At 68.5% G+C, this 11,422-nt stretch carries 9 protein-coding genes and 2 tRNA genes; 8 read left to right on the top strand and 3 right to left on the bottom strand.

Translation table 11 applies throughout. The annotated features are described in order from the left end of the window. On the top strand, positions 1 to 2,158 hold a 2,158-nt coding region (locus ACFQ4O_RS10995; RefSeq protein WP_378775739.1), incomplete at its 5' end, for a TonB-dependent receptor. Positions 2,159 to 2,168: 10 nt separating this feature from the next. Continuing rightward, the gene (locus ACFQ4O_RS10990) at positions 2,169 to 3,539 is read left to right on the top strand and encodes a PepSY-associated TM helix domain-containing protein (protein ID WP_378775738.1); all 1,371 of its coding nucleotides are present in this window, start codon (positions 2,169 to 2,171) and stop codon (positions 3,537 to 3,539) included. A gap of 353 nt (positions 3,540 to 3,892) precedes the next feature. Here ACFQ4O_RS10990 and ACFQ4O_RS10985 read toward each other — a convergent pair. From ACFQ4O_RS10985 to ACFQ4O_RS10975, 3 genes are all read right to left on the bottom strand, one after another. After that, a tRNA-Ser gene (locus tag ACFQ4O_RS10985) sits at positions 3,893 to 3,984 on the bottom strand. A gap of 372 nt (positions 3,985 to 4,356) precedes the next feature. Continuing rightward, positions 4,357 to 4,623 (bottom strand): SEL1-like repeat protein, encoded by a 267-nt coding sequence (locus ACFQ4O_RS10980; protein WP_378775737.1) that lies wholly within the window; start codon positions 4,621 to 4,623, stop codon positions 4,357 to 4,359. Continuing rightward, positions 4,610 to 4,810 (bottom strand): hypothetical protein, encoded by a 201-nt coding sequence (locus tag ACFQ4O_RS10975; protein ID WP_378775736.1) that lies wholly within the window; start codon positions 4,808 to 4,810, stop codon positions 4,610 to 4,612. Before ACFQ4O_RS10975 ends, ACFQ4O_RS10980 begins: the two co-directional genes overlap by 14 nt. A 231-nt stretch (positions 4,811 to 5,041) precedes the next feature. Between ACFQ4O_RS10975 and ACFQ4O_RS10970 the strand changes: the two genes are divergently transcribed. The 6 genes from ACFQ4O_RS10970 (at position 5,042) to ACFQ4O_RS10945 (ending at position 10,839) form a co-directional block, all read left to right on the top strand. Next, the gene (locus tag ACFQ4O_RS10970) at positions 5,042 to 5,344 is read left to right on the top strand and encodes an FAD assembly factor SdhE (protein WP_378775735.1); all 303 of its coding nucleotides are present in this window, start codon (positions 5,042 to 5,044) and stop codon (positions 5,342 to 5,344) included. Between the two features lie 305 nt (positions 5,345 to 5,649). Beyond that, complete coding sequence (locus ACFQ4O_RS10965; RefSeq protein ID WP_378775734.1) at positions 5,650 to 7,197, top strand: 2-isopropylmalate synthase; 1,548 nt, start codon at positions 5,650 to 5,652, stop codon at positions 7,195 to 7,197. A 368-nt stretch (positions 7,198 to 7,565) separates the two neighbouring features. Beyond that, entirely contained in the window at positions 7,566 to 8,537 is a 972-nt protein-coding gene (locus tag ACFQ4O_RS10960; RefSeq protein ID WP_378775733.1) for a tripartite tricarboxylate transporter substrate binding protein BugD, read from the top strand. Positions 8,538 to 8,649: 112 nt separating this feature from the next. Continuing rightward, on the top strand, positions 8,650 to 9,144 hold the full coding sequence (locus ACFQ4O_RS10955; RefSeq protein ID WP_378775732.1) for a tripartite tricarboxylate transporter TctB family protein: 495 nt from the start codon (positions 8,650 to 8,652) through the stop codon (positions 9,142 to 9,144). Positions 9,145 to 9,160: 16 nt separating this feature from the next. Beyond that, positions 9,161 to 10,678, top strand: coding sequence for a tripartite tricarboxylate transporter permease (locus ACFQ4O_RS10950; protein WP_378775731.1), 1,518 nt, complete (start codon positions 9,161 to 9,163; stop codon positions 10,676 to 10,678). Between the two features lie 85 nt (positions 10,679 to 10,763). After that, a tRNA-Lys gene (locus tag ACFQ4O_RS10945) sits at positions 10,764 to 10,839 on the top strand. Positions 10,840 to 11,422 lie beyond the last annotated feature (583 nt).

The following is an 11,422-nucleotide window of genomic DNA, read 5'->3' as shown; positions in this document are numbered from 1 at the left end:
GGAGGAGGGCGCCGCCGTCGCGCTGGACGAGATCCGCGTGCAGGGCGAAGGCGTCGCCGCCGACGCTCCCGCCGCCGCGCTCGCGCGGACCACGGAGGCGGCGAGCCGGCTCGGCCTCACGGTGCGCGAAACGCCCGCGACCGTGAACGTGCTCACCCAGGACCGCCTGCAGGAGCAGGGCAGCCGCTCGCTGATCGAGGCCTACCAGTCCGCCCCCGGCGTGGTGGCCGGCAACCTGCCGGGCGAGCCCGGCGTCACCGCCATGCGCGGCTTCTCGCGCGGGGCGGTGGGCTACACGGTCGACGGCGTGCGCGCCATCGACCCGCTGATCGCCTCCCGCAACTACGACGCCTACAGCTTCGACCGGATCGAGATCCTGAAAGGCCCGGCCTCGGTGGTGGGCGGATCGGGCGCGCTCGCGGGCACGATCAACCTCGTCACCCGCAAGCCCGAGCTCGGCGTGACCAAGGCCGACGCCCTGCTCAGCTACGGCTCGTTCGACACGCTGCGCGCCGGCGCGTCGTTCAACGCGCCGCTGTCCGAGACCGTGGCGGCGAGCGCCAGCCTGCTCTACGGCCGCTCCGGCGGCTACATCGACGACACCGACAGCGAGAACGTGCAGCTCACCACCGGGCTGACGCTGAAGCCCACCGACCGGCTGACCATCACCGCCGCCTTCGACTATTTCCGCGACGATTTCTCGACCGCCTATTTCGGCGCGCCGCTTCTCCCGAAGGACGTCGCGCGCAATCCCTCGGGCGTGGTCTCGACCGGCAGCCTGGGCCTCGTGCTCGACAAGTCGATCGCCCGCAAGAACTACAATGTGGACGACGGCGCCATGCGGTCCGACGCGATCTGGGCCCGCGCCGGCGCCGAGTTCCAACTCACCGACCAGTGGACGCTGAAGAACGACTTCGCCTTCTACAGCGCCGACCGGCTGTGGCGGAACTCCGAGGACTTCAACTACCACGCCGGCACGGGAACGCTGACCCGCGGGCTGACCTACATCAGCCACGATCAGCAGTCGTGGACCAACCGCACCTCCGCGCTGTTCGACGGCGAGGTCGCCGGCCGGCGCAACCGCTTCACCGCGGGCTTCGAATATATGCGCACCGAGTTCGGCTCGAAGCGCCGGTTCGACGAGACGACGGCGGTCGATCCGTTCGACCCGGATCGGGGCTCCTTCCCCGACAGCATGTCGGGCTTCGGCACGCGCCAGAACTTCGACAGCACGGTCGACAACACGGCGGTGTTTCTTGAGAACGCGCTCAACGTCACGCCGGAGTGGATCGTGGTCGCGGGCCTGCGCCACGACTGGATCGACCTGAAGCGCAGGATCGACAATCTGAACGCGGAACCCGGAACGAATCCAATCTCCCGGTTCGGCAAAGACCATTCGGCGACGACCTGGCGGCTCGGCACGGTCTATGACCTGACGCCGGAGATCAGCCTGTTCGGCCAGTACACCACCGCGATCACGCCGCCCTCGGGCCTGCTGCTGAGCAACGCGACCCGCGCGGGGCTCGATCTCACCACCGGCCGCTCGATCGAGGCGGGCGTGAAGGCCTCGCTGCTCGACGGCCGGCTGGTCGCGACCGCCTCGGTCTACCAGATCGATCAGCACGACATCATCCGCACCTATCCGAACGAGGGCGGCGCGGGCTCCAGAATCGAGCAAGGCGGCGACCAGCGCTCCCGGGGCGTGGAGTTCGACCTGTCCGTCGCCGTGACCGAGCAGTGGCGGATCAACGCCAACGCCGCGCTGCTGAAGGCCGAGTTCACCAAGCTCGACGAGCCGGAGACAATCAACGGGAAGCTCGTGTCCGTCAGCCGCAAGGGCAACCGTCCGCTCAACGTGCCGGAGCGCACGTTCAACCTCTGGACCACCTACCGGCTGGCGTCGGTTCCCGTCACCTTCGGCGCGGGCCTGCGGCACGTGGGCGACTTCTACACCGACAACGCCAACACCATCCGCGTGGACGGCCGCACGCTGCTGGACGCCTCCGTCTCCTACGACGTGCCGGTCGGCGGCACACTCACGCTCCGTGGCCGCAATCTGGCCGACACGCTCTATGTGGAATGGTCGGGCTACAGCTCCACGCAGGTCTATGTGGGCGCGGGCCGCAGCGTGGACCTGACCTACAGCGTGAAGTTCTGAGGCGGCGGCGATGGCACGGATCGCGACTCCCGCGCTCTACCGCGCGGTCTGGCGCTGGCACTTCTACGCCGGGCTGATCGTCGCGCCCTTTCTGCTGATCCTCAGCGTGACGGGCGCGATCTACCTGTTCAACGACGAGATCAACGACGCGCTGCAGGCGGAGAAACGCATCGTCGCGCCGCACGCCACGCCGCTGCCGCTCAGCCGTCTGATCGCGGCGGCGGAGGCGAGCGTTCCCGGCGGCCGGGCCACCCGCATCGACACCTGGAGCGCGCCCGACCGGAGCGCCCAGGCGTTCGTGACCGCCGGCGACGGAACGGCGCTGCGGGTGTTCGTCGATCCGGGGACCGGGGCGACGCTCGGCTCCCACGTCTACGAGCGCACGCTGGTCGGCTTCGCGGACCGGTTCCACGGCTCGCTGATGCTCGGAACGTTCGGCGACGGCGTGGTCGAGCTCGCCGCCTGCTGGGGCGTGGTGCTGCTCGTCACCGGGCTCTATCTCTGGTGGCCGCGCGGCGCGCTGAGGCTTGGGGACGTGCTGGTCCCACGCCTCGGCGCGCGCGGGCGGCCGTTCTGGAAAAGCCTGCACGGAGCGGTCGGGGCCTGGACCGCGGCGGTGATCCTGTTCCTGATCCTGACCGGGCTGCCCTGGGCCACCGTCTGGGGCGGGCTGCTGCGGGCCGGCGCGGACGTGGCGGGCGTCGGCTATCCCGTCAGCCACCGCAACCACGGCGCCGTTCCGCCCTCGACGCCGACCCTCAAGCAGGCGACGGGCGAGGCGCCCTGGGCGCTCGAGAACGAGCCGATGCCGTCCTCCGAGGACCATGCGGGCCATCACGGCATGCACGGGACCGCGCCGGCGGAGGCCGCGCCCATCGGCGTCGACCGGGCGGCCGAACTCCTCGACGCGGCGGGCCTGCGCCATCCGTACCGGCTGTCGCTGCCCACGGGCGCGGAGGGCGTCTACTCCGCCTACACCTATCCCGACCGCCCGCAGGGGCAGCGCACGGTGCAGCTCGACCAGTACTCCGGGCGCGTGGTGAACGACGTGGGCTTCGCGGATTATGGCGTGGTCGCGAAGGCGGTGGAGCTCGGCGTCCAGCTTCACATGGGCAACTATTTCGGCGTGGCGAACCAGATCGTCATGCTGCTCGCCTGCCTCGGCGCGGCGGCGCTCTCCATCACCGGCCCGATCATGTGGTGGCGTCGCCGCCCCAAGGGCGAACTCGGCGCCCCCCGCCCGCTGCGCCCGCCTCAGCTGAAGACCCTGGCGCTGATCACCCTCGCCCTCGCGGCCGTGTTTCCGCTCGTCGGCGCGTCGCTGCTGGGAGCCTTCGTCCTCGACCGCCTCCTCACGCGCCGCACGCCCGCGGCGCGCTGACGGAGGGAGCGAAGAAACCGTGGCCAAACCTGGTCACGGCGCATGGCCTCAACGGCGAGGGCGCAAGAGTTGGCGGCGCAAGCCGCCATCGCAGCATGTCGCCCGGACGAGCGACGCCGGCGCCATACGCGCGCTCGTCCACTGCGCCGACCAAGCGGTGCGTCGGGCTCTCATCGCGGGTCCGGTCACAGCTTCGTCGGAAAGGAGGAATCGTCAGGCGACCTTACGGCGCCCAGCGCTTTTTAGATGTTCAGAGTGGTTGTTCGCCACCGTCGCTGATGTGGCCCAGCACTCAGAAAGCGCTCGCAAAATCTGCGAAAAACGTCTCAAGTCATTAAAATAACTTGAAAAAGTGGCGGAGACGGAGGGATTCGAACCCTCGAGACCCGTTTCCAGGTCTGCTCATTTAGCAAACGAGTGCCTTCAGCCTCTCGGCCACGTCTCCAGCGCCGCGCAGGGGTACACGCAGGCGCGGCGGTGGTCAACGGGCGGGTGAGGGCCGTGTCCGAGATTCACAAGGCGCGGCGTCGCGGGCGGACGGCGCATTGGTGGAGATTGCGGAGGGATGGCGCGGGTTTCGCCCTGCTGAGGAGGGCGGAAGCCGGCATTGTGGGCGGCGTTAGGCCGTAAGACGGCTCGCCGGATGGCTTGGATGAGCCCGGGGCCTTATCAAGCAAAGAGCGAACGCCGGCTCGTCGGCCAATTCCACGCGTGCGGCGAGGGCCGCTTCGGGACACTCTCGCGATCAGGCGGACCGCAATGTCGGGCGTCGGCTCTGTTTCGGCGCGTCGCGGGGGGAGCGCAGCCGGAGGGCGCGTCAGTTCAGGCCGAGCCAGCGGCGGGCGGCGCGCTGGGCTTCGGCGATCTCGTCCGCCGTCATCTCCTGCGCCAGCTCCTTGCGCAGGCGGGCGGCCTCGGCCACGCCTTCGCGGGCGGCGAGGTTGAACCACTTGTGCGCCTGCACCCGGTCCACCGGCACGGAGCGGCCGGTCGCGTGCATCATGCCGAGCTGCAGCAGCACGGCGCCGGTGGCCGCCGCGCCCAGCGCGCCGCAGTCCAGCGAAGACATCTCATAACGGGCCATGGCGGTCGTCCTTCATCCTGCTGACGCGGAGGCCGTCGCCGCGGCGTATCCGGTCCGATAAGCGGGCGATGTTCTTGGCGTCGCCCTGTTGATCTGAAGGATGATCTCGATTTTCTAGATTTCGATTAAAAGTCGAAGTAAATGCGCCGGCAACAATGTCAAATGCGACGTAAACATCACGTTCCATTCACCTTTCCAGCCGTTGCGTTCTCAAAGGTTTTGTCTGTGATCGGCGCCTGGGGGACACAGGCGTCGTTCAGGAAGCGGCAACCACGTCGCGGGTTTCTTTGCGGTCACGCACAGCTTTGTCGCCGACGGGGGAGGCGTCGCCGCCCGCTGCGTTTTGACGGCGGCCGTCGGGTTTGCGACAACGGCTCGTCGCCACACCTTTTAGTCCGACCCGCCGAGCGCCCCGCCCATGACCGGAACCACCCGCAGCGTCGAAGGCCTCGATCCCCGCCGCCGCCGGGCGCTTTACCGCTCCTGGCGGCGCGGCACGCGGGAGATGGACCTGATCCTGGGCCGCTTCGCCGATCAGGAGATCGACCGGCTGTCCGAGGCGGAGCTCGACCTGTTCGAGGCGCTGATCGAGCGGCAGGACCGGGAGCTATTCTCCTGGATCTCGGGGACCGAGCCGGTGGACCCGGACTGCGACACCGCGCTGTTCGCCCGCCTGAAGGCGTTCCACGTCGCCTATCCCACCACCGAGCACATCGGCTGACGCCGCGCCCGCCGCCCAAGACCGTTGATCGGCGAGGGCGTTGGCGCTAAAGCTTTCCACGAGCGACACTTCGGACAGCATCATGCGCGCGAGCGGCGACATCTTCGCGGACCGGACGGCGGCCTCTTCGGCCGGCGCGTCTCCGCGCGCGCTCGCGCTTCGTCTGCTCCTTACGCGCCCCTGAGGGCCGGCCGGGCGAGCGCGCCCTGGCCCTCAGGGGAGGCGACGCCGGACCAGACCGCCAGACGAAACGCGACGCCGCCCGGAGCGAACCCGCCCGCGGCGCGACCGAAGGACAAGACAGCATGACCACCAACGACCGCGTCGTCATTTTCGACACGACGCTGCGCGACGGCGAGCAGTGCCCCGGCGCCACCATGACCTTCGAGGAGAAGCTCGAGGTGGCGGCGCTGCTGGACCGCATGGGCGTCGACATCATCGAGGCGGGCTTCCCCATCGCCTCCAACGGCGACTTCGAGGCGGTGGCCGAGATCGCCCGCCGCGTCCAGAACGCGGTGGTGGCGGGTCTCGCCCGCGCCATTCCCGCCGACATCGCCCGCTGCGGCGAGGCGGTGCGCTTCGCGAAACGCCCGCGCATCCACACCTTCGTCTCCACCTCGCCGATCCATCTGAAGCATCAGATGCGCAAGACCGAGGAGCAGGTGCTGGAGATCATCGCCGCCACCGTCGCCCAGGCGCGCAATCTGGTGGACGATGTGGAGTGGTCGGCCATGGACGCCACCCGCACCTCGCACGAGTATCTGGCGCGGGCGGTGGAGACCGCGATCCGGGCGGGCGCGACCACCATCAACCTGCCGGACACGGTGGGCTACGCCACGCCGGACGAGTACCGCGCCATGTTCGCCGCCATGCGCGAGCGGGTGCCGGGCGCGGACAAGGTGGTGTTCTCCACCCATTGCCACGACGATCTGGGCCTCGCGGTCGCGAACTCGCTGGCGGGTCTCGCCGGCGGCGCGCGGCAGATCGAATGCACCATCAACGGCATCGGCGAGCGCGCGGGCAACGCGGCGCTCGAGGAGGTGGTGATGGCGCTCAGGACGCGGCGGGACGTGCTGCCTTACGAGACCGGCGTGGAGGCGACCCTGCTCACCCGCGCCTCGCGCCTGGTGTCGGCCGCGACCTCGTTCCCGGTGCAGTACAACAAGGCGATCGTCGGCAAGAACGCCTTCGCCCATGAGAGCGGCATCCATCAGGACGGGATGCTGAAGAACAACGAGACCTACGAGATCATGACCCCGGCCTCGGTCGGCGTCACCAAGACCTCGCTGGTCATGGGCAAGCATTCCGGCCGCGCCGCCTTCAAGGACAAGCTGCGGGCGCTGGGCTACGAGCTCGGCGAGAACGCGCTGCAGGACGCCTTCGCCCGGTTCAAGGATCTGGCCGACCGCAAGAAGCATGTCTACGACGAGGACATTGAGGCGCTGGTGGACAACCAGATCGCGTCCGGCGACGACCGCATCAAGGTGCTGTCGCTTACCGTCATCGCCGGCACGCTGGGTCCGCAGCAGGCGACGCTGACGCTCGACATCGACGACGTGCACACCACGGTGCAGGCCTCCGGCAACGGCCCGGTGGACGCGATCTTCAACGCCATCCGCCGGGTCGTGCCCCACGAGGCCAATCTGGCGCTGTTCCAGGTGCACGCGGTGACCGAGGGCACCGACGCCCAGGCGGAGGTGTCCGTGCGGCTGGAGGAGGGCGACAAGACCGTGACCGCGCGCGTCGCCGATCCGGACACGCTGGTGGCGTCCGCCAAGGCCTATGTGGCGGCCCTGAACAAGCTCGCCGCCAAGCGCCAGAAGCTGAACCCCCAGGCCGCCATCAGCGCCTGAGACGGCCTTGCCCCAAGGACGCGGCGTCCGCGCCGCGCCCTTGGTCTTTCGGGCGCCGCTTCCTGAGCGGTCACGCTGTCGGCGTTGCTTCGGTGTGATCCGGCGGCGGCGAGTCGGGAACAGGTTTTCCGAGCTTTGAACGGCCGCTCACAGGCCTCGCGCAACATTCGTGCGCAATCAACATCCGTGTGATCACTGATGTTGATGGTATACCAGCAATCCGTATTGCCTTCGACCTTCGTATGACCCATAAGCGACCCAAGTCCCGGTCAATATGACGCGGGACGCGTTAGACTGCCGGCGACAAGTCATACCGCGGCCAACGCGGACAAGAGCCTCGCCGGGGGCGTGATGTGGGAGAGATGTCCATGCTGAAATTCGTGGCCGCGGCCGTCGCGGCTCTTGGGGTGTTTGCGACCCCCGCCTTCGCCGATTCCTATCCGACCCGGCCGATCACGCTGGTGGTTCCGTTCTCCGCGGGCGGACCGACCGACACGGTCAGCCGCCTCGTCGCGGAGGCCATGGGCAAGGATCTCGGCCAGCAGATCGTGATCGAGAACGTGGGCGGCGCCGGCGGCACGCTCGGCGCGGGCCGGGTCGCGAAGTCCGACGCCGACGGCTACACGCTGCTGCTGCACCACATCGGCATGGCCACCAGCGTGCCGCTGTATCGCAAGCTGCCCTACGACACCCTGAAGGCCTTCGAATATGTCGGCCTCGTCACCGAGGTGCCGATGACCATCGTCGGCCGCGGCTCGCTGGAGCCGACCGACCTCAAGGGCCTGATCGACTACGTCAAGACCAACAAGGACAGCGTGACCTACGCCAACGCCGGCGTCGGCTCGGCCTCGCATCTGTGCGGCCTGCTGTTCATGAGCCGCATCGAGACGCCGCTGACCACCGTGCCCTACAAGGGCGCCGGCCCGGCCATGACCGACCTCGTGGGCGGCCAGGTGGACTTCATCTGCGACCAGACCACCAACACCACCAGCCAGATCCGCGGCGGAAAGATCAAGGCTTACGCCGCCACCGTGAAGGAGCGTCTCGCCTCCCTGCCGGACATCCCGACCGCGGCTGAAGCGGGCCTCGACGACTTCAACCTCACCGTCTGGCACGGGCTCTACGCGCCGAAGGGCACCTCGCCCGAGATCGTGGCGAAGCTCTCGGCCGCGCTCAAGAAGGCGCTCAAGGATCCGAACGTCGTGAAGCGCTTCGCCGACCTCGGCACCACGCCCTCCACCGAGGCCGAAGCCACGCCCGAGGCCCTGAAAGCCAAGCTCGAAGCCGAGATCGAGCGCTGGACCCCGGTCATCAAAGCGGCCGGCGTCTACGCCGACTGATCTTTTCGCCCACGGCCCGCAAGCGATTGCGGGCCGCATCCGTTCAGGCCGGAGGCGACCCGGCGGGCGCGCCGCTGTCCGCGACGCGGCGACTATCTGGAAGGCTCAATTCATGCAGGCGAATTATCGCGACGTCGCCGCGGGCGGCGTCTTTATCGCCATCGCCGGGCTGTTCGCCCTTGGAACGCTCGATCTCAGGATCGGCACCGCGCTGCGCATGGGGCCGGGCTATTTCCCGCTCCTGCTCGCGGGGGTGCTGGCGGTGATCGGCGCCATCATCCTGATCAAGGCCATCGGCCGCCCGAGCGCCTCGTTCGGCGAGGTCTCCTGGCGCGGCTCCGCGCTGATCCTGATCGCGCCCATCGCCTTCGGCCTCACCGTGCGCTGGCTCGGCCTCGCTCCGTCGATCGCGATCGCGGTGCTGATCGCCTCCTTCGCGAGCCGCCGCTCCACGGTGAAGCTCGCCCTCATCCTCACCCTGGTCCTGACGGTGTTCTGCGTGGTCGTGTTCCAGAAAATGCTCGGCGTGCCGATCCCGATCTTCGCGGGTCCGTTCGATTCCCTGAACGCGGTCATCGCGCCCGTGTTCGCCCTGTTCGGCGCCTGAGCGGGAACGACGCGTCATGGACATCATCACCGAACTCTTTTCGAATCTGAGCCTCGGCTTCGGCACGGCGGCGCTTCCGGTCAACATCGGCTTCTGCTTTATCGGCGTGCTGCTCGGCACCCTGATCGGCGTGCTGCCCGGCATCGGGCCAACCGCGACCATCGCGATGCTGCTGCCGATCACGTTCAACTTCGAGCCGGCGACCTCGCTGATCATGCTCGCCGGCATCTATTACGGCGCGCAGTACGGCGGCTCGACCACCGCCATCCTGATCAACCTGCCGGGCGAAAGCTCGTCCGCCGTCACCGCCATCGACGGCTACCAGATGGCGCGGCAGGGCAGGGCGGGTCCGGCGCTCGCCACCGCCGCGCTCGGCTCGTTCTTCGCCGGCACCGTCGCGACCGTGCTGATCGCGCTGTTCGCGCCGCCGCTCACCGAGATCGCGCTGAAATTCGGACCAGCGGAATACTTCTCGCTGATGATGCTCGGCCTCGTGGCCTCGGTCGCGCTCGCCAGCGGATCGGTGCTGAAGGCGCTCGGCATGGTGGTCATCGGCCTGCTGCTCGGCCTCGTGGGCTCGGACGTGAACACCGGCGCCCAGCGCTTCACCTTAGGCTTCCTGGAGCTCGCGGACGGCCTGAACTTCGTGGCGCTGGCGGTCGGCATCTTCGGCGTGGCCGAGATCCTGCGGAACCTCGAGAACGAGACCGACCGCGAGGTCATGGTGAAGAAGGTCACCAACCTCTGGCCCTCGAAAGAGGACTTCAAGGCCATGATCGCGCCGACGCTGCGCGGCACGGCGCTGGGCTCGGTGCTCGGCATTCTGCCGGGCGGCGGCGCGGTGCTGTCGTCCTTCGCCGCCTACACGGTGGAGAAGCGCATCTCCAAGACGCCGGAGCGCTTCGGCAAAGGCGCGATCGAGGGCGTCGCGGCGCCCGAATCGGCCAACAACGCCGGCGCGCAGACCTCGTTCATCCCCATGCTGACGCTGGGCATTCCGGCGAACCCGGTCATGGCGCTGATGATCGGCGCCATGATCATCCAGGGCATCCAGCCGGGGCCGAACGTGGCCACCGAAAAGCCGGAGCTGTTCTGGGGCCTGATCGCCTCCATGTGGATCGGCAACCTGATGTTGGTGCTGCTGAACCTGCCGCTGATCGGGCTGTGGGTGCGGCTGCTCTCGGTGCCCTACACGATGCTGTTCCCGGCCATCGTCGCCTTCTGCTGCATCGGCGTCTACAGCGTGAACTCCAACGTGTTCGACCTGTATGCGGTCGCGGCCTTCGGCCTGCTCGGCTACGTGCTGGCCAAGCTCGACTGCGAGCCCGCGCCGCTGCTGCTCGGCTTCGTGCTTGGGCCGATGCTGGAGGAGAACCTCCGGCGCGCCATGACGATCTCCCGCGGCGACGCGACCGTGTTCGTCACGCGCCCGCTCTCGGCCACGCTGCTGCTGATCGCGGTCGCGGTGCTGGTGATCACCTTCCTCCCGGCGGTGCGCGCCAAGCGGGATGAAGTTTTTCAGGAAGACGCCTGACAAAGGGCTGGACAGGGGTGAGGCGGGCCGATATACACCGCCTCACCTCAGCGATGCGGCGTCCCGCCGGTCCCCAAGGACTTTCGGGCGCATAGCTCAGTTGGTAGAGCAGCTGACTCTTAATCAGCGGGTCCTAGGTTCGAGCCCTAGTGCGCCCACCACTTCATCTTCTCGAAGTGGTCGCTTCATCGCTTAGGTGTTTGGAACAGCGGTTTGAGTGCTTTCGCACACCGCTTTCCGCCTCTTTCCCCACTCCCGGAATGTGACGACGCAACGCGGCGCTGGTCGCGTGTCTGTCGTGGCGCATTAAGCGCGCCGCGCCCGTGCGCCGCGTCGATTCCCTGATCCGCCGGACATACGAAAAAGCCCGGCCGTTCCCCTGACGACCGGGCATGCTTCGGGAGTTCGAACCGGAGAGGGGCGGGAGTCCGGTTCGACGCCGTTCGGGGCGGGGGATCTCGTCCGAAGCCTCATTACCCTAGGCTGCGCTGACTGAACGAAGCCCGTGCGCCGCATTCATCGGGCGTTCATTCCGGGGGATCGCGCCGCCGTCCGTTCGGCGGGTCGCGCGGCGCCGCGGGAGCGCGTAAGCTCACGCCGTTCTTTCCCGTTCCCGACCTGAAGCGCGAAGGCCCTCTGCTCCCGTGACGTTTACGGCGCGACCCGGAATCATGGCGCGGCGCTGGGCCGGCCTGGCGGCGGTGCTCTGCGCCGCGGGCCTCGCCGCCGCGCCGCTCGTCGCGA

Source organism: Methylopila musalis (assembly GCF_042679725.1).
Taxonomy (GTDB): domain Bacteria; phylum Pseudomonadota; class Alphaproteobacteria; order Rhizobiales; family Methylopilaceae; genus Methylopila; species Methylopila musalis.
Note: the sequence above shows the minus strand (reverse complement) of the source record. Positions and strands in the feature narration are given on the sequence as shown.

Excerpts from the sequence above, each read along its gene's own strand:
- ACFQ4O_RS10990 (WP_378775738.1), top strand. The coding sequence starts at position 2,169 with ATGGCACGGATCGCGACTCCCGCGCTCTACCGCGCGGTCTGGCGCTGG.
- ACFQ4O_RS10980 (WP_378775737.1), bottom strand. The coding sequence starts at position 4,623 with ATGGCCCGTTATGAGATGTCTTCGCTGGACTGCGGCGCGCTGGGCGCG.
- ACFQ4O_RS10975 (WP_378775736.1), bottom strand. The coding sequence starts at position 4,810 with ATGGAACGTGATGTTTACGTCGCATTTGACATTGTTGCCGGCGCATTT.
- ACFQ4O_RS10970 (WP_378775735.1), top strand. The coding sequence starts at position 5,042 with ATGACCGGAACCACCCGCAGCGTCGAAGGCCTCGATCCCCGCCGCCGC.
- ACFQ4O_RS10965 (WP_378775734.1), top strand. The coding sequence starts at position 5,650 with ATGACCACCAACGACCGCGTCGTCATTTTCGACACGACGCTGCGCGAC.
- ACFQ4O_RS10960 (WP_378775733.1), top strand. The coding sequence starts at position 7,566 with ATGCTGAAATTCGTGGCCGCGGCCGTCGCGGCTCTTGGGGTGTTTGCG.
- ACFQ4O_RS10955 (WP_378775732.1), top strand. The coding sequence starts at position 8,650 with ATGCAGGCGAATTATCGCGACGTCGCCGCGGGCGGCGTCTTTATCGCC.
- ACFQ4O_RS10950 (WP_378775731.1), top strand. The coding sequence starts at position 9,161 with ATGGACATCATCACCGAACTCTTTTCGAATCTGAGCCTCGGCTTCGGC.